The 18,296-nt window shown below is 67.1% G+C and carries 15 protein-coding genes; 3 read left to right on the top strand and 12 right to left on the bottom strand.

All coding sequences use genetic code 11. The features are described from left to right. The first annotated feature begins 100 nt into the window (after positions 1–100). Both QLQ83_RS08785 and QLQ83_RS08780 read left to right on the top strand, forming a co-directional pair. The gene (locus tag QLQ83_RS08785) at positions 101–2,047 is read left to right on the top strand and encodes a nitric oxide reductase activation protein NorD (protein WP_282735145.1); all 1,947 of its coding nucleotides are present in this window, start codon (positions 101–103) and stop codon (positions 2,045–2,047) included. A 23-nt stretch (positions 2,048–2,070) separates the two neighbouring features. After that, positions 2,071–2,292, top strand: a complete 222-nt coding sequence (locus QLQ83_RS08780; RefSeq protein ID WP_282735144.1) for a hypothetical protein — start codon at positions 2,071–2,073, stop codon at positions 2,290–2,292. 13 nt (positions 2,293–2,305) lie between these two features. Here the strand turns inward: QLQ83_RS08780 and iadA are convergent, their stop codons facing one another. From iadA to QLQ83_RS08720, 12 genes are all read right to left on the bottom strand, one after another. Next, the gene (gene iadA, locus QLQ83_RS08775) at positions 2,306–3,481 is read right to left on the bottom strand and encodes a beta-aspartyl-peptidase (protein ID WP_282735143.1); all 1,176 of its coding nucleotides are present in this window, start codon (positions 3,479–3,481) and stop codon (positions 2,306–2,308) included. Then, positions 3,478–6,114: a cyanophycin synthetase gene (gene cphA / locus QLQ83_RS08770; protein WP_282735142.1), complete on the bottom strand. Its 2,637-nt coding sequence runs from the start codon at positions 6,112–6,114 to the stop codon at positions 3,478–3,480. Before cphA ends, iadA begins: the two co-directional genes overlap by 4 nt. Beyond that, positions 6,111–6,959 carry a cyanophycinase gene (locus QLQ83_RS08765; protein ID WP_282735141.1) on the bottom strand — a complete coding sequence of 283 codons (849 nt, stop codon included), beginning with the start codon at positions 6,957–6,959 and terminating at the stop codon, positions 6,111–6,113. Before QLQ83_RS08765 ends, cphA begins: the two co-directional genes overlap by 4 nt. A gap of 250 nt (positions 6,960–7,209) precedes the next feature. Further along, the gene (locus QLQ83_RS08760) at positions 7,210–7,503 is read right to left on the bottom strand and encodes a hypothetical protein (RefSeq protein ID WP_282735140.1); all 294 of its coding nucleotides are present in this window, start codon (positions 7,501–7,503) and stop codon (positions 7,210–7,212) included. Positions 7,504–7,524: 21 nt separating this feature from the next. Next, entirely contained in the window at positions 7,525–8,094 is a 570-nt protein-coding gene (locus tag QLQ83_RS08755; protein WP_282735139.1) for a cytochrome c oxidase subunit 3 family protein, read from the bottom strand. After that, positions 8,091–8,531: a DUF4870 family protein gene (locus QLQ83_RS08750; RefSeq protein ID WP_282735138.1), complete on the bottom strand. Its 441-nt coding sequence runs from the start codon at positions 8,529–8,531 to the stop codon at positions 8,091–8,093. Before QLQ83_RS08750 ends, QLQ83_RS08755 begins: the two co-directional genes overlap by 4 nt. 113 nt (positions 8,532–8,644) lie before the next feature. After that, on the bottom strand, positions 8,645–9,913 hold the full coding sequence (locus tag QLQ83_RS08745; protein WP_282735137.1) for an MFS transporter: 1,269 nt from the start codon (positions 9,911–9,913) through the stop codon (positions 8,645–8,647). Between the two features lie 76 nt (positions 9,914–9,989). Continuing rightward, complete coding sequence (locus QLQ83_RS08740) at positions 9,990–11,492, bottom strand: MFS transporter (protein ID WP_282735136.1); 1,503 nt, start codon at positions 11,490–11,492, stop codon at positions 9,990–9,992. A 6-nt stretch (positions 11,493–11,498) separates the two neighbouring features. After that, positions 11,499–11,975, bottom strand: a complete 477-nt coding sequence (locus QLQ83_RS08735; protein WP_282735135.1) for a universal stress protein — start codon at positions 11,973–11,975, stop codon at positions 11,499–11,501. A 67-nt stretch (positions 11,976–12,042) separates the two neighbouring features. Next, entirely contained in the window at positions 12,043–13,635 is a 1,593-nt protein-coding gene (locus QLQ83_RS08730) for an MFS transporter (protein ID WP_282735134.1), read from the bottom strand. Positions 13,636–13,902: 267 nt separating this feature from the next. After that, positions 13,903–14,568, bottom strand: a complete 666-nt coding sequence (narL, locus tag QLQ83_RS08725) for a two-component system response regulator NarL (RefSeq protein WP_282735133.1) — start codon at positions 14,566–14,568, stop codon at positions 13,903–13,905. A gap of 5 nt (positions 14,569–14,573) precedes the next feature. Continuing rightward, entirely contained in the window at positions 14,574–16,478 is a 1,905-nt protein-coding gene (locus QLQ83_RS08720) for a type IV pili methyl-accepting chemotaxis transducer N-terminal domain-containing protein (RefSeq protein ID WP_282735132.1), read from the bottom strand. A gap of 162 nt (positions 16,479–16,640) precedes the next feature. Here QLQ83_RS08720 and QLQ83_RS08715 point away from each other — a divergent pair, with 162 nt between their 5' ends. After that, entirely contained in the window at positions 16,641–17,969 is a 1,329-nt protein-coding gene (locus QLQ83_RS08715) for an MFS transporter (protein WP_282735131.1), read from the top strand. Positions 17,970–18,296: the final 327 nt, after the last annotated feature.

The raw sequence follows: 18,296 nt of genomic DNA, 5'->3' as shown, positions 1-18,296 counted from the left end.
GTATTTACAGCGCCTCCTCGTCGGTCCGGCGTCCCGGGGCTTGCCACCGGATCAGCCCCGTGTTGTCAGAGTCCGTTTCGCCATACCCGGGAGCTTGATCATGCTGGACTTTCTTGAGGTCGAGGAGACCGTCGGCCGTTTCTGGCACCGCTGGGCCGCCGGGGCGGCGAGCTACCCCGATCATCCCGAGGCGGCGGTCAGCCTGGAGAGCCTGCGGCCCATGCTCGGCGTCTTCTTCCGTGCCGGCGGTGGGGAACAGGGTATCGAGGTGGCGGCCATCGCCCGTCGCGCCTCGGCCCACCGGCTGAGCCTGCGCCAGCGACTGGGCCTCGACGAGGAGGCTCTCGACCAGGCCCGCCGGGACGAGGAGAACCTGCTGCTGCCACCGCGCCTGGCGCTGTTTCCCGAGGCCGCCCTCAATCGCGACCTCTATCTGTGGCTGACCGCCTATCTGGCCGAGGCGCGCCCGCTCGCCCTTCCCGACGATCCCCTGCAGGCCGACCTCGCCCGCCTGCGCGAGGCGCGGCGCACCGCCCGTGCCGCCCTGGCGCGCTTCCCCGGGCTGAGCGAGCGCTATGTGCGCCTGTGCGGCGAGCTGCTCGCCATCCGCCCCCGGCGCAAGGGCCTGCCGCCCAGGGAGGCGGCCCTGGAGGCGGCGCTATGCGCCGAGCTGGGGGCTCCCGACCCCGAGGAGGCCTGGGCGCTCGCCATGCAGCGCGCTATCCGCGAGGAGGACTTTCCGCTGGACGAATTCCGTGCGCCGCGCGGCTACCGCCCGCCGCTGCCGGTGCCGCTGTGGGGGCAGGCGGTGACCCTGGGCACCCGCCACGGCGCTCGCGAGGAGAGCGTGGACGACGACGAGGAACTGGCCAGCGCCGCCGCCTCGCCCGACGATGACCACGGCAAGCGCAAGGCCGACCGCCGCGAGCAGGACCAGGCCGATCGTGACGACCCGCTGATGCTCAACAACATGGAGAAGATGCTCTCCTGGGCGGAGATGGTGAATCTCAATCGCCACGTGGAGGACGAGGAAGAAGACGAGGCGCGTCAGGCGGCCGATCAGATGGACGAGATCGTGCTCAGCTCCAACCGCAAGAAGGCCGCCTCCCGGCTCAAGCTCGACCTCGACCTGGCCCCCGACGAGGCCGTTGGCGGCCGCCTCAAGGGAAGGCATCTCTATCCCGAATGGAACCACCGCAAGCAGGCCTACCTGCCCGACCACTGCGTGGTGCTCAGCGACGTGCAGAGCGAGGAGGGAGAGGACTGGGCGCCCGACGAGGCGACCCGCCGGCGCATCCGCCGGGTGCAGCGTGAGTTCGAGGCGCTGCGCCCGCGGCGCGAGATCCTGCGGGGGCAGCTGGATGGCAGCGAGCTCGACATGGACGCGGTGATCCGCTCGCGCTGCGACCTGGCCGCCACCGGCGAGGCCAGCGACCGCCTCTACATGGCCAGCCGCACCCAGGCCCGCGACCTGGCGGTATCGATCCTGGTGGATGTCTCGCTCTCCACCGAGGCGTGGCTGCAGGATCGCCGGGTGCTCGATGTGGCCAAGGAGGCGCTACTGGTGCTGGGCCATGGCCTGGCCGGCTGTGGCGACGACTACTCGATCCACAGCTTCACCTCCCAGCGTCGCCACAAGGTGTGGGTCAACACCCTGAAGGCGTTCGATGAGCCCATGGGGGATCGGGTGTCGCGGCGCATCTCGGCGCTCAAGCCTGGCAGCTACACCCGCATGGGGCCGGCTATCCGCCACCTGACCAAGCAGTTGAGCGAGCGCCCCAACCGGCATCGGCTGCTGCTGATGCTCACCGACGGCAAGCCCAACGACAATGACTACTACGAGGGGCGCTACGGCATCGAGGATACCCGCAAGGCAGTGCTCGAGGCGCGCCGCCAGGAGGTGCGGGTGTTCGGGGTGACCATCGACCGCGAGGCGGGACAGTATATCCCGCACCTGTTCGGCCGCGGTGGCTATGCCATCGTGCAGCGCCCCGAACACCTCTCCCTGGCGCTGCCGGGCATCTATCGCCAGATCATCGCCACCTGAGCCTGTCATCGAGGAGACGCGCCATGACCATCCGTACCCGACTGATCCTCGCCGTGGCGGCCTGGTGCCTGGTCGCCGTTGCGCTGGTGCTGCCGCTGGTGTGGCTGATCAACAACCGCGACTGGGGTATCGGGCTGATGCTGCTGGTGCCCTTCGTTGTCTATGGCCTGATGCGCCTGGGGCGTGTCCTGGAGGGCTGGGCACGGGCGACGCCTCCACCGAGTCCTCAGGGCTCTCGAGAGTGACGCATCCAGGGCGCTACAACGGGGCGTCCCTGGCGTAGAGACGCTTCCCTGCCACGAAGGTCTGTTGCGGCTGGAGGTCGTCGTCGAGCAGGGTCACGTCGGCGTCGTGGCCGACGGTCAGGCGGCCTTTCCGGCCATCGAGTCCGAGCACTCGCGCCACGTTTCCCGAGATCAGGCCGAGGGCCTCATCGAGTGGCAGCACCTCTTCGCGTACCAGGCGCTGCCAGTCCGCGATCAGGGTGGTGTTGCCCGCCACCCGCATGCCGATATAGGCGCCCCGGGCGTCGAACTCGGGCAGGCTGCCATTGCAGTCCGAACTCATGGTGATGCGCTCGACCGGGACGCCGCGCTGCAACAGCCGCGATACCGCACCGAAACCGCTCAGGTCGTCCTCGTCGGCGTCGTCGAAGGCGGTCACATCCAGGTTGGCATCGAAGGTCAGCGCATAGTCGGCGGCCTCCTCGAGCAGGTCGCGATGGCGGTTGACGTGAGTCGGAATCACCTGCTTGGCGGGAATCTCGGTCTCGGCGAGCAGGCGGCGCAACGGTTCCAGTCCCCGCTTGCCATCGCCGACGTGAAAATGACAGATGCCCAGCTTGCCGGCCAGCATGGCACCGACGCGCACCTCGCTGACCAGTCGCTCGATCTCGTCCTGTCGCGGCTGGCTCGAACGATGGTCCGAGATGGCGATCTCGCCCAGGCCGATGACCTCCGGGATCCAGGCCAGGTCGCGCTGCACGTCGCCGGTCAGGGTCGGGGGTGGCACCCGATAGGACCCTGTGTACATGTAGGCCGCGATGCCCTCGGCCCTGAGCCCGCGTACCTTGGCGAGAAGGTCCGCCGGCGATCGACTGATGCCGTCGGTGCCCAGCACCCCCACCACGGTGCCGATGCCCATGGCGGCGATCTCCCGGGCGGTGATCTCCGGGCAGCGGGTACCGCAGCCGCCTTCGCCGCCGCCACCGGTCACATGCACGTGCTGGTCGATGAAGGCGGGGACGGCGGTGAGATCGCGAGCCTCCACCAGGCGCACGGGCCACCCTTCCGGCACGGCGAGATCGCGCCCCAGCGCCGCGATCCGGCCGTCGGCGATCAGGATCTCGGTGGCCTCGAGGGGGGCCGGCGCGAAGATGCGTCCGACGCGCAGCAGGGTCAGCAGGGGGGCGTCCCGATCATCGAGGGGCATCATGGCGACTCATCGGTGGGGTCAGTCGAGGCCGGGGGCGAGAAGCGGCGGCCCTTCAGGCGCTCGATGGCGCCCTCGACATCATCGATCAGCAGCACCAGCAGGTCGCCTTCACCTGCCTCATCGAAGGCCCTGTCGACGGCCTGGGTTTCATCCATGATGACCTCCACCCGGCAGGCTCCCGACACCGATTCGGCGCCGTCGCGCAGCAGGCGAGCGGCGTCACCGGGAGCGCGCCCGCGGGCGTCGGTCTCGTAGATGAAGACGACGTCGTGCATCCTGGCGAGCAGGGTGCCCAGCGTGAACAGGTCCTCGTCACGGCGATTCCCCGGAGCGCTGGCCACACTGATGCGTCGCCGGGCAGGAATGCAGCCGACCAGTTCGCTCAAGGCCTCGAGCGCCGGCACGTTGTGCCCATAGTCGATCAGCACCTTCATGCCGTTGGCGTCGATGAGGTTGGTGCGTCCGGGATTCTGTCCGGGGGTGGGATGGAAGGTCTGCAGGCCCATCTGGATATCGGCGATGGAGAGCCCCAGGGCATAGGCGGCCGCGCTGGCGGCCAGGGCATTGGCGACATTGAAGCGGGCATGGCCCTCGAAGGTGATCGGCACGTCCACGACCGGTATCACCTCGGCTTCGACATGGCCCTGGCGCATCACGATGCGTTCGTTGTGGACGGTAAAGGCGACACCCTGGTCGCGGACATGCCGACGGACGGGACGTGAGTCGGGGTCCAACGTGAAGAAGATGATATCGCCTCGGGCCCACTCCTGGCCGGCCAGCACCCGCGGGTCGTCGGCATTGAGCACGGCCGTCCCGCCCTGGCGCACGGCATCGATGACCACGGTCTTGCAGCGCGCCAGCTCGTCGAGGGTGTGGATATCATGCTCACCCAGGTGATCGCTGGCGATGTTGAGCAATACGCCCACGTCGCACTCGTCGAACCCCAGGCCGCGGCGCATGATGCCGCCGCGGGCGACCTCGAGCACGGCGCACTCGACCGTAGGCTCGCGGAGCACGATCGCGGCCGCCTGGGGGCCGCTGTAGTCACCGCGCAGGATCACATGGTTGTCGACCTCGATGGCACCGGTGCAGGCCATGCCGACATTGCGTCCCGACTGGCGCAGCAGGTGAGAGAGCAGTCGCACGGTGGTGGTCTTGCCGTTGGTGCCGGTGACCGCCGCGACGGGGATGCGCCCCGTGGCCTCGGTGTCGGGGAACAGCATGTCGATCACCGGGCGACCGACTTCGCGGCCCTCCCCGTGGGTGGGCGACAGGTGCATGCGAAAGCCGGGCCCGGCGTTGACCTCGACCACGGCAGCGGACTGCTCCTCCAGGGGGCGGGTGAGGGTCTCGGCCAGCAGGTCGATGCCGATGATGTCCAGCCCCACCAGCCGTGCGATGCGCTCCGCCACGTAACGCACTTCCGGATGGACATCGTCGGTCACGTCCGTGGCCGTCCCCCCGGTGCTGAGGTTCGCCGTGGGCTTGAGGAAGACCATCTCGCCGGCCGGGATGACGCTCTGCAGGGTCAGATTCTGCTGGCCGATCAGCCGCAGCGACTGCTCGTCCAGCTGGATCTGGGTCAGCAGGTTCTCGTGCCCGACGCCGCGACGTGGGTCCCGGTTCTCCGCGTCGACCAGGGCCTGCAAGGTGGCGACCCCATCGCCGACCACATGCGCCGGGCGGCGCCGGGCCGCGGCCACGAGCTTGTTATCGATGACCAGCAGGCGATGGTCCTCGCCCCGGATGTACTGCTCGACGATCACCGAGGGGTTGCGATGGGCGGCGATGTCGAAGGCATCACGCAGCGACGTGTCGTCCTCGATGTTCGTGCTCACGCCGCGGCCATGGTTGCCGATGACCGGCTTCACCGCGACGGGATAGCCGATGTCACGGACGGCGTCGAGCGCCTCATCGAAGGAGCCGCACACCCGCCCCTGGGGTACCGGAATGCCGGCATCGCCGAGTACCTGCTTGGTCCACTCCTTGTCGTCGGCGATGCCGTAGCCGATCAGGTCCGTGTGGCCGGTCACCGTCGCCTGGATGCGTTGCTGCCGATGGCCATGGCCGAACTGGATGTAGCTGTTCTCCTCGCTCAGGCGGGTATGGGGAATGCCACGCTGGTTGGCGGCGTCGACGATGGCGGCCGTGGAGGGCCCCAGCATGTGGGCGTCGCGCACCTGCTTGAGGCGGTCGATGATCGCCGGCATGTCGATCGCCTCGCCGGCGAAAAGCCGCTCGACGAGGTCGACGGCCTCGATCCCGGCGGCCAGGCCGCAGGCCTCGTCCCGGTAGCGGTAGACGACGTTGTAGATGCCGGTGTCATAGCTGTCGATGGTCTTGCCGTAGCCCACCGAAAAGCCGATCAGGTTCTGCAACTCGATGGCGACATGCTCGACGACATGACCGGCCCAGGTGCCGCGCTCCAGCCGCTCGAGGAAGCCGCCGGGCCGGCCCACCGAGCAGCGGTGCTCCTGCAGGGTCGGCAGCAGGGCGGTCATCCGCTCGACGATGCCGGGGACGAGATCGCTTGGCTTCTCCTCGAGGTCGCCGATGTCCAGGCGCAAGAAGATCGCCGGGTAGCGGCTGTAGTAGTTCGGGCCACGCAGGGCCCGGTGCTCGAGAATGTTCATCGTCCCTCCGCGAGAATGGCGCCGAGTTCGTGGGGGACGAGATAGCGCCGCGCCTCGACGTCGAACCCATGGCCGCTGACCATCGCATGGAGGATCATGTTCTCGATGGCCACCGGTTCACCCATGGAGAGGTCGGCGATATTCGAGCTCGCCAGGTCCCGGCTGTCGATGAGGATGACATGCCCCGAGCCGATGGCCTCGAGGATGCCGTGGGGGTGGATGATCACGCCGGCATCTTCGCCAAGGCCTACCCCCAGGTGCTCGGGATTGCTCGCCCCGACCTCCATCAGCCGCGTGAAACGCCCGCGCTCGAGGAAGTGGCTGTCGATGATCAGGCCGTCGACGAAGCCGAGGCCGAAGGTCATGTTGACCCCGCCCTTGCGCAGGGCGTCAGTGGCGGCACCGTTATAGATCATGGTGCCCGGCATGGCCGCCGCACCGGCACTGGTCCCGGCCACCACGGCGCCGCTGTCGAGGCGTTCGCGGATGGCAGTCAGCACCGGGGAGCCGCCCAGGACATTGGTCAGGCGAAGCTGGTCTCCGCCGGTGAAGAAGATGACGCCGCTCTGCTCGATCAGGCGAACGGTGTCATCCTCGGCCGCCTGACGGCGGTCGCGGATACCCAGCAAATGGACGCGACTGGCCCCCAGGCGTTCAAAGGCCGCTTCGTAGTCGGGCAGCACCTCGTCGGGAATGCTGCTCGCGGTGGCGATGACCGCAACCTCGAGGTTGCCCTCGGGGGCCAGGGCAAAAACCCGGTTGAGGATCTCCAGATCGGAGGTTCTGTCCTCGGCACCGCCGATGGCCACGAGAGGGCCGGATGCCGAGGAGGGTGGCGAGGTCATAATCCTTTCGTCGCCTAGCGACGCTTTTGAGCCAACGCAGAAGCCACGTTCGCGTGAGTCACTTACCGAATGGCAGGATGCTTGCCGCCTGCACTTTCACTTATAACAGGCATCCCGGCGCGGGGCACGTTCTCGCTGGCTCGGGAGCAGCGGCAAGAGGCGACGCGATCCCGCGGCTTGCCAGGAGGTGGCGCCAGGTGGGACTCTCGTGTTCGATCCGCAGCAAGGAAGCTTGCGGCCGGAGTCGGCGTCAGCTGCCCAGCCGTGCCGCCAGGTAGCCGCCGGCGATGAGCCCCAGCGTCACCACCACCAGGCCCACGAAGGTGCCCTTCCAGGCCGGGGTGGCGGCGCGCAGGTTGAGGTACACCATCAGCAGCCGCTGGGCCTTGAAGCCGGTGGCGGCGACCACCAGGCCCGCCGACCACAGCGGCAGCGCCTGCCAGTTCCCCTGGTCCAGCCGCGCCGAGACCATCGAGAGCACCGTCAGGGCCATCAGCGTGGCCCAGGTGATGAGCAGGCGGCGGGTGCCGGGAAGCATGGTCATGATCACCTCGGGAGGGAGCCTTCAGCGCAATAGATAGAGCAGCGGATAGAGCAGGATCCAGATCAGGTCGACCATGTGCCAGAAGGCGGCGGCGGTCTCCACGTTTTCGGTGGAGGTGCGCCAGGTCACCAGCGCCAGCAGTGCCAGGCCGAACAGCACATGGGCGAAGTGGAAGGCGGTGAGCCCGTAGTAGAAGCCGAAGAAGGTGTTGGTCTCCGGGGTGATGCCGACCGCGAACTTGCCGGCATACTCGACTCCCTTGATCACGCCGAACAGCACGCCCAGCGCCATGGAGGCGCCCAGCCACTGGCGGGTCCGACGGATCCGTCCGGCGCTCACGGCCTCCACGGCCAGGGCTACGCAGAGCCCGCTGGTCAGCAGCACCAGGGTGTTGAGCCCACCCATCAGCGGGTCGAGCTCGCGCTGGGAGGCGTCGAAGAGTGCCGTCGCCGCCACCCGTTCCGCGGCGTAGAGGGCGAAGAAGGCGCTGAAGACCAGCATCTCGCTGAGGATCAGCACCCACATCAGCGGGTTGCCGGGCAGCGCCGAGAGAGGGCCCCACCCGGGGTTGGGAAGTGCCCGCTCGTTCATCCGTCCGCCAGGGTTACCCGGGCGCCGCCGAAGGCCAGGCTGCGCGGGTTGGTCACCGGCTGGTTGGAGGTCAGGCGGCTGATGCCCACGCCGCAGCGCGCCACCATCCAGATCAGGCAGGCGGTGAAGTAGACATAGCCCAGCGCCCAGGGCGCCACGGCAGGGGCGCCCACCAGCCCCAGCAGATGCCAGGTGGCGACGAAGAGGCCGCCGCCCAGCATGCCCAGCCAGAAGGTGCGGATCTGGAACTGCAGGTGGCTCTGCACCCAGGGCTCGGCGCCTCGGCGCTTGAGGTGGGCGATCAGCACGCCGACAGGCGCGGTGACCACGGCGAGCACGCTGCCCAGGAAGAGCATGTAGACGACGATGGCGGCACCGCGGCCGCGGACGGCCTTGTCGGGGTTGGCGGAACCTTCATGGGCCAGGGTGTGGGACATGGGGGACACCTCGCATCCGGCAGTCGACCGGAGCCCGCATCGGGGGTTCCGGCCTATTGATGTATTTCAGATACCACTATAGCGCGAGGCGCGGCGGATTTTCCTGGCCTGGATCAAGTCTCGGCCGGCTTGCCGCCATGGGTCTCGTCGCGGGTGAGCATCGGCACGCGGCGTTCGGTCCACCACATCCAGATGATGGAGACCAGGGTCACCCCGAAGCAGAGCATCCAGACGGTGGTGGCCACGCCGGTGAGGTCGACCAGGGCGCCGAACATGATCGGCAGCAGGAAGCCACCGAGCCCCCCGGCCAGGCCCACGATGCCGGAGACCAAGCCCAGGTTCTCGTGGTACTCGTTGGAGAGGTACTTGAACACCGAGGCCTTGCCGATGCCCCAGGCGATACCCACCACGAACAGTGCGGTGGTGAACAGCCAGATGGGGATGCCGAAGCCGAACTCGACGACACCCTCGCCGCCGGCCCCGGCGATTCGGTACTGGGTCTCCGGATAGGACATGATGAACAGCGCGATCAGGCTGGCCCACATGCAGGTCCAGGTGACGGTGTGGGCGCCGAAGCGATCGGAGAGCCAGCCGCCGAAGGCGCGGATCACCCCGGAGGGCAGCACGAAGATGGTGGCGATCAGGGCGGCGAGCTGGATGCCCATGCCGTACTCGGTCATGTAGTAGCGGGTCAGCCACAGCGAGACGCCCACGTAGCCGCCGAACACCACCGAGTAGTACTGGCAGTACTTCCACACCCTGGGGTCGTTGAGCACCCTGGCCTGTTCGCGCAGCGAGATCCTGCTGGTACTGCGATGGGCCGGGTTGGAGTAGGTGAAGAACCAGAACAGGATGGCGGTGATCAGCATGATTGCCGCATAGATGTTGGGCACGGCCTGCCAGCCCAGCATCACGATCACCGTGGGCGCGACGAACTTGGTCACCGCGGCCCCGGCGTTGCCGGCGCCGAAGATGCCCATGGCCAGACCCTGGCGATCCTTCTCGAACCACTTGGCGGTGTAGGTGATGCCCACCGAGAAGGCGCCGCCGGCCAGGCCGATGAAGGCGCCGAGCACCAGCAGTTGCCAGTACTGGGTGGCGAACTGCACCAGCCAGATCGCCGGCACCACGCAGACCAGGATCGCAAAGAACACCGGGCGACCGCCATGGCGGTCGGTCATGGCACCCAGCGGCAGGCGGGTCAGGGAGCCGGTGAGAATGGGCACCGCCGTGAGGATGCCGAACTGAGTGCCGTTGAGATCCAGCTGCTCGGCGATGGGCACGCCGATCTCGCCGAACATCGTCCACACCATGAAGCACATGGTGAAGGCGAAGGTATTGGCGATCAGCACCGAATACTGCTTGAAGCGTTGCGAGGCCATATTGCGTCCCCCTTCTGACTTCCTGCGGCTTTCGGATGGTCCGGGCGGTCGTCGTGCCGCCCGGGGTGGGTGTGCCTCAGCGGGCGGCCTGGCCGGCCTTCAGCGCCGCCTGCTCCTCGATCATGCGATCCACCGACGAGACGTGATACTCCTCGTCGAAGGCGCCCTCGGGCTCCTTCAGCCAGATGAGGCAGATCAGCCAACTGAGGAAGGCCCCGGTGGCAATGATGTAGAAGAACTGGGTCGGCGTGACGAAGGTGAAGATGGTCAGGTAGACCACTGCCCCCACGTTGCCGTAGGCACCGGCCATGCCGGAGATCTGGCCGGTGATGCGGCGCTTGATCGACGGGATGATGCCGAAGGTGGCGCCTTCCGCCCCCTGCACGAAGAAGGAGGTAAAGATGGTGATGGCGATGGCCACGATCAGCGGCCAGCTGGCGTCGAGCATGGCCATCAGCACGAAGCCGATGCCGATGCCGAACATGTAGCTGAGCATCACGAAGCGGCGGTTGCCCATGCGGTCGGAGACCAGCCCGCCCATGGGGCGTGCCACCAGGTTGACGAAGGCGAAGGAGGCCGCGATCAGGCCGGCGGTGGCCGCGTTCAGCCCCCAGGTCTCCTCGAAGAACATCGGCAGCATGGAGACGACCGCCAGCTCGGCACCAAAGTTGGCAAAGTAGGTGCTATTCAGCGCCGCCACGCTGCTGAAGGGATACTTGTCGTCCTCGGGGACCCCCTGCTTGAGGATCGGCACGTTGACGCGCAGGATCTGCACGATCTGGTAGATGACCACCGCCACGATCGCCAGGTAGGCGATGACGGCGCCGGTGGTGGAGAGGTAGCCCATGTTCTGGATGCGCCATACCAGGATCCCCAGCACACCGACCAGCGGGATGGTCCAGAGGATGAGCTTGATCATGTCGGCCCAGCTGCTGACCTCCATGGCGGCGGCCTTGCGCGGCTTGCGGTGGGCCTTGGCGTCCGGGCCATCGGTGATGGCGAACCAGTAGTAGACGCCGTAGGCGGCCATCACGATGGCGCTCTGGGCGATGGCCCAGCGCCAGCCGTCGGCACCGCCGTACATGGTGATGGCGATGGTCGGCAGCGACATGGCGGCAGCCGCGGAGCCGAAGTTGCCCCAGCCGGCATAGAAGCCCTCGGCGAAACCGATGTCCCTGGGCTTGAACCACAGGGCGGTCATGTGGATACCGACCACGAAGCTGGCGCCGATGGAGCTGAGCACCAGCCGCGAGACCAGCAGCTGGGTCATGGTATCGCCGAAGGCAAAGGCCAGGGCCGGGACCGACATGGAGACCATCAGTATCGAGAACACCCGCCGCGGGCCAAAGCGGTCCAGGGCCATGCCGACGATGATGCGGGCCGGGATGGTCAGGGCCACGTTGCAGATGGCGAACAGCTTGAGGTCGTCCGGGCTCAGCCAGTCGACGCTCTTGAGCATGCTCGAGGCGAGCGGCGCCATGTTGAACCAGACATAGAAGGTGATGAAGAAGGCGATCCAGGTCAGGTGCAGGGCCCGGATCTCGGGACTCTTCACCTTGAAGACGGAGGAGACTTTCATGGTCGTTTATTCCTGTGCTGCCGAATCGCCGGTGGGAAGAATCAACAGGGGACACTCGGCCCGGCGCGTCAGGAAGGAGCTGACGCTGCCGAAGGTCATGTAGTCGAATTCATCGAAGATGGCATTCAGTGACTTGGCGATGAAGCTGGGGTCGGGCTGGTGGCTGTGACGGGCAATCACCAGCAGGTCGGGTTTCTCCTTGTGCGTGGCCTGCAGCAACAGCTTGCGGGCATCGCCTTCGGCGATCAGGAGTTCCGCGTCGAAGCCCCCCTTCACCGCGGTCTCGACGCCCTCCTGCAGCTGCGCCTTGAGCTCCCGGTACTCCTCCTGGAAGAGGTCCTCGTTGGCATCCGTGGCATCCCGCGGATTCTCGGCGACGCCGACCAGCACCAGGGTGGGCGCATTGTTGTGGAACATCTGCATGGTCTGCTCCAGGGCCAGCCTGGCATTCCGCGAACCATCGTAGGCAAGCATGATCTTCATGGCTGTTCTCTACACATCGGGTGAGGGACGCGCCCGGGGCCTTCCCGGGCGCTACCGGCTTGCTGAATCAGGGGTTCTTCACATAGGCGTTCTTGCGCAGGTAGAACCACCAGTTGATCACCAGGCAGACGGCGTAGAAGACCGCGAAGCCGTACATGGCAAGTTCCGGGGTGCCGGCCTGGATCTGCTCGCCCATTACCCGCGGGGCGATGAAGGCGCCGTAGGCGGCCACGGCGGAGGTCCAGCCCAGCACCGGCCCCTTCTGCTGGGCGTCGAAGATCACCCCGATGCTGCGGAAGGTGGAGCCGTTGCCGATGCCGCTGGCGGCGAACAGGATCACGAACATGATCATGAAGATCGCGAAGTAGCTGTTCGGGTCGGTGGAGTTGTAGGCCAGCATCATCACGTAGCCAGTCACGGCGGAGGCGATGACCATGACTACCGAGATGAGTTGGGTAACGATGGCGCCGCCGACCTTGTCGGAGATCCAGCCGCCCACCGGGCGGATCAGGGCGCCGACGAAGGGGCCGATCCAGGCCCAGGTCAGGGCGCTGGGGGCATCCGGGTTGGCTATGCGAGAGACGCTGCCGTCGGCGGCCACGTCCATCATGTTGCCGAAGATGACGTTGATGGAGAGGGGCAGGGCCGCGGAGAAGCCGATGAAGGAGCCGAAGGTCAGGATATAGAGCACCGTCATCGACCAGGTGTGCTTGTTGGAGAAGATCGCGAACTGCTTCTTGATGCTCGGCTTGATATCCCCCGGGATCAGGCGCAGCAGCACCACGGTCAGCACGATGGTCAGCGGCAGGGCGACCCACATGCCGACCAGGTTAAGGGCGAACATGCCGATGACGCTGGTGATCGCTCCCACGGCGTAGAGGCCGAGGATCTTGCCGAAAGCCTGGATAGGCGTGCCTGGGTCCGGGGTGATGGTGCGCAGGTTGTTCATGCCGAACCAGCCGGCGAAGGCCAGCGGAATCAGGAAGACCAGCCAGATGAAGCCGGCGTTCTGGATCCAGGTATCGGTGCCCGACTCGATGCGGCCGATCAGGGTGCCGCTGGCCTTCTGCAGCTCCATCGGGTCGCCGGCGATGGCGCCGAAGATGCCCACGGTCATCACCAGCGGGATCAGGATCTGCATGGTGGTGACGCCGAAGTTGCCGAGGCCGGCGTTCATGCCCAGGGCATAGCCCTGCTGCTTCTTGGGAAAGAAGCTGGAGATGTTGCTCATCGAGCAGGCGAAGTTGCCGCCGCCGATCCCCGAGAGCAGCGCCAGGGCCTGGAAGACCCACAGCGGGGTCCCGGGATTCATCAGCGCGATGCCGGTGCCCAGTGCCGGGATCATCAGCAGGGCAGTGGTCAGGAAGACAGTGTTGCGCCCGCCGGCGATTCGTATCATGAAGGAGGCCGGGATACGCAGGGTGGCGCCCGAGAGGCCGGCCAGCGCGGTCAGGGTGAAGAGTTCATTTACCGTGAACGGAAAGCCGAGGTTCTGCATCTGGGTGGTGATCATGCCCCACATCAGCCAGACGGCGAAGCCCATCAGCAGGCTGGGAATGGAGATCCAGAGGTTGCGGTTGGCAACCTTCTTGCCCTCCTTCTCCCAGAACTCCTCGTTCTCGACATCCCAGCGTTCGATGTCGGCATTCTTTCTGGTCATGGCATTTCCCCTCAGAGCGCTTGCGTGGGGCCCCGGCCCGCGGTCACGGTTGACCGATATCAAGGCGGGGGCTTTGCCGCGAAAGATACGCCTCGTCGGGAAACGGTGAAATGGGGTGAAAATGCCGGCAAACCAGCGGGCTACCTCCAGGGAGGTAGGAGGTATCCACTTTCAGTTAATTGATATTAAAGGGTTTTTTCTGGGTTGGCGGGGTGGTGGGAGTGGCAGAGGGCGCCCCGGGAGTCTTTGGAGGTATCCACACAGGATCTACTTGTCCACACCCTCCTGGACGGCCCAGACCGCGGCTTCCACCCGCGAGCGCAGGTTGAGCTTCTTGAGCAGGTGCTTGACGTGCACCTTCACCGTGCCCTCGGTGATGTCGAGCTTGCGGGCGATCAGCTTGTTGGAGAGGCCGGCGGCCAGCTCGCGCAGGATCTCGCGCTCGCGCTGGGTCAGGCTGTGGATATCCGGGGCCGCCGGCTGGTTGCGCTGGCTGCGCAGGGCCTCGGCCAGCAGGGCGGTAAGGCTCTCGCTGATCACCATGCGACCCAGGGCCGCCTGGCGCAGCTGGCGCACCATCTCGTCGGGGTCCATGTCCTTGAGCAGGTAGCCGTCGGCGCCGCTGCGCAGGGCGGCCACCACGTCCTCCTCGTGGTCGGAGACGGTGAACATCACGATGCGCCCGGCATAGCCCTGCTCGCGCAGCGCCTTCAGGGTGGCGATACCGTCCATGCCGGGCATGTTGAGGTCGAGCAGGATCATGTCGGGGTCGAGGTCGCCGGCGAGCCGGAGTCCGACCTCCGGTTCGCCCGCCTCGCCGGCAAGGATCAGGTCGTCTTCCAGCTCGAGCAGCTGCGCCACGCCGCGGCGCAGCAGCGGATGGTCGTCGATGAGCAGGATCGTGGCAGGGGTGTCGTGATCGGTCCGGGTCATCCTGGCTAGTCCCTGTGTCCGTGTTGAAGGGCGGTGGTCTCGGGCCCGCTGGCCGGCTGCTGGGCGATCAGTCGCGCGGTCTGGGGGGAGAAGGTGAGCTCGACGAGGGTACCGCCGGCCTGGCGGTTGCGCACCGCGAACTCGCCGCCCAGGGTATCGGCACGGTCGCGCATGATCACCAGCCCGTAGTGCATGGGTGGCGAGCCGTCTTCCGGCAGCCCGATGCCGTCGTCCTCGACCATGACATGTAGCCGGGCGTGCTGGAAGCGCACCGTGACCGCCGCCCAGTGGGCGCGGGCATGCTTGTGGATGTTGGCCAGCGCCTCGCGGACTACCTGCAGCACATGGATCTCCTCGTTGGGATTGAGCAGGTGCGGGGGCACGTCGAAGAACAGCTCCACCGGGAAGGCGAGCCGCTCGGCGAACTCCTCGGTGGTCTGGCGCATGGCGCTCTGCAGGCCGGGGCCCTCGAGCTTGAGGCGGAAGGTGGTCAGCAGCTCGCGCAGCTGACGATAGGCGCTGTCGAGCCCGGTACGCAGCTCGCCGAACACCGCCGTCTGCGCCTCGCGGGGCATCTCCTTGGCCTGCATGCGCTCGAGCCTGGCGACCTGCATCTTGAGGTAGGAGAGCGACTGGGCCAGGGAGTCGTGGAGCTCCCGGGCGATGATGGTGCGCTCGTTCATCAGCGTCACCTGCTGCTCCTCCTCGATGCGCCGCTGCAGGTAGACCGCCGTGGCCAGCTGGTCGGTGAGGGCGTTGAGCAGCCGGCGGGTGCTGTCGGTGAGCTCGTGGCCCTCGGGATACCAGACCTCCAGGGTGCCGAGCAGGGTCGCACCGACGCTCACCGGCAGCAGCAGGCACTCCGCCTTGCCGGTCTCGGAGAGCTCCAGGGGCTCCGGGTCGAGCAGGCAGGCGTGGCAGTCGTGGTCGCGACAGTAGGTCGGGCGGCTGCGCGAGTGGGTGGCCAGGATCGGCACCTCGCGGTCGTCGAAGGGGTCGTGCAGCGAGAGTCTGATCGGGCCGATCTCGAGCAGCTCCTCGATGCGGCGCAGCATCGGGGCGGCGCTGGCGCAGAGGTCGTTGCCGCCGCCATAGAGGGCCCGGCTGCCATCGTGGAGCACCTGCATGACCCGGTTGCTGCGCTCGAGCTCCTGCTTCTTGCGCGAGACGCGCGCCTCCAGATCGGCGTAGCTGGTGGCAAGCTCCCCGGACATGGTATCCAGGGTCCGGCCCAGCAGGGCCAGCTCGTCGCTGCCCTTGAGCCGGGTGCGATAGTGGAAGTTGCGGCGGCTGGCCTCCCGGGCGAGTACCACCAGCTGGTGAAGCGGCGCCACCAGGTTGTGGCGGATATCGTAGAGGGCGATCGCCACCACCACGGCGGTCAGCACCAGGAAGAGGATCTGCAGCACGCTGAGCAGGTGAATCTTGGCCTCGCTGTTCTGCTCCAGCTGGGTGACCAACCGGTCGATGTCCCCCACCAGGCCGTCCAGCGTCTGGCGCAGCGCGTCGACCTCCAGGCCACCGCCGGCAATGGCGCGGGTCACCTGGGGTGCCAGCGCTTCGTCCCAGCGCGACGCCAGCAGCCGGTACTGCTCCCGCAGGGGATGATCCTCGGCCTCGGGCAGGGCCTCGGTCAGCTGTGGGCTCGCCAGCCGTTCGCGGAAGCGCTCGCCCAACGCCTGTACCCGTTCGCGCTGCGCCGCCTCGGGCTGTTGCTCGTAGCGTTGCAGGGCCGCGACGATCTGGTAGGTGTTCATGCGCAGCGAGCCGGCCACGTTGATGGCGGCGGCATCGCCGCGGCTGCCGTTGGCCACCACCATGGTCACCACGATGCTGATCAGTGCCAGGGCGCTGATCGCCAGCAGCGAGGCGATGATGCGAGCCACCAGGGAGCGTTGCAGCAGTTTCATCGGCGGGAGGGCCCTCCGCATGCGGCGCTAGAGTAGGATTCAGGGTGCCACTATACCCTAGTGGGTAGTCGTTGCTCCCTCAAAGGTGTACCTCCCTTGCCCTTTTGACCCGCTCCCCGGGGCTACCGAGAATTCAGCCATTATCCCTCGAGCCCCGGTCCCATGTCCCGCGACCCCGATACCCTCCCGAAGGAGCCGCGCGATGCGCCGTTCGTTGGCGAATCGGCGCCTCCGGGCTACCGTTCGCTGGTGGTGGTCGTGCTCTCGCCGCTGGCCTTCGCCCTGGTCTTCGCCTGCTGGACCCTGTTCGCCGTGCTCGGCGTGGAGCTTCGCCGGGACCTGGCCCTGGGCAGCGTCGGCTTTGCGGTGCTGCTGGCCATGCCGATGCTCGCCGGTGCCCTGGCCAGCCTGCCCATGGCGCTGCTGGCCAGGCGGCATGGCGGGCGTCGGGTCATGCTCGGTTGCCTGCTGCTGATCTGTCCCTTCCTGTGGTGGATCAGTCAGGCACATCACTACCTGGAGTTCCTGCTGGCCGGCCTGGGGCTGGGGCTGGGGGCCGGCGCGCTGGCCGCCGGCCTGGTCTATGTGGCGGAACTGGGGCCGGCGCGCCATGCCGGCCTGGCGCTGGGCCTCTACGGGGCCGGCATGGTGGGGGCGGGGCTGAGCTACCTGCTGCTGCCGCTGGTCAGCCAGGCCTATGGCTGGCGCATGGCACCGCTGCTCTACCTGCTGCCGGTGCTGCTGGTGGCGGCCCTGCTGTGGCTGTTCGCCGATGACGGCGACGCGCCCGCGTCCGTGGGTGAGGCGGAGGATGACGAGGCGCCGCCTGCTCGAGCGTCACCGAGGAGGCGAGCCGTGCGCCTGGTCTCCCGCCTTGCCGACTGGCAGCTGTGGCGGTTGGCGATCACCTACAGCTTCTTCTTCGGCGCCTTCGTCGCCCTGGCGCTGTGGCTGCCCGGCCACCTGACGGCCCGGTATGGCCTCTCGCTGCAGGCGGCGGCGCTCTGGGCGCTGCCCTTCACGCTCGCCGTCGGGGCGGGTCAGGTGATCGGCGGCGCCCTGGCCGATCTGCGCGACTTCCGCAGCCTGCGCTGGTGGGTCAGCGCCTTCGTGCTGGTCTGTCTCTTCCTGCTCTCCTACCCCCCCTTCTCGATGCGTATCGAGGGCATTCATGGCGAATTGATGCTGCACTACGCGGCCCCGCTATGGGTCTTCCTGGGACTGCTGGTGGCCATGGGCGTCGCCATGGGGATGGGGCAGGGCAGCCTGATGCGGCTGATCCATCGCGATCACGGCGGCGACATGGCGCTGGTGGGCGGCCTGGCGCTGACCCTCGGTGGGCTCTTCGCCGCCCTGCTGCCACTGGTCTTCGTGGTGGGCGGCGAGTGGCTGGGAGTGCATACCGCGGGCTTCATGTTCCTCTATGCCGCCCTGGTGGCGTGCATGCTGGTGATGGTGGCCGACCATGCGAGAGGAGCCTGTCGGACTTAACGCTGATCTACTGCGAGATCCGGTCTTTCGGCCAATTTCATTCGATCTGATTCGTTAAATAGCGGGCTATTCGCCTCATCAGATCGATGAACTTGTCTCGAAATCCGAATCTCTCGTCACGATCGGTCAAATCCGACAGGCTCCTGGGCTCCCGCCGTGCGTGCTGATATCGCTGGCCTAACCCTTTCTTTTCCGGCGTCTATCCCCTTGGAGGTAGGGGGCATGTATATGGAGGTAACCGGGCAGTATTCCGCCTTCCAATCCCCCAGAATCCCCCCCATGGAAGCTGCCTGAGCCCTGCGAGGGAGCGGCAGTCCGAGTGGCCCG

This window comes from Halomonas rhizosphaerae, from assembly GCF_030010555.1.
GTDB lineage: Bacteria > Pseudomonadota > Gammaproteobacteria > Pseudomonadales > Halomonadaceae > Halomonas > Halomonas rhizosphaerae.
Note: the sequence above shows the minus strand (reverse complement) of the source record. Positions and strands in the feature narration are given on the sequence as shown.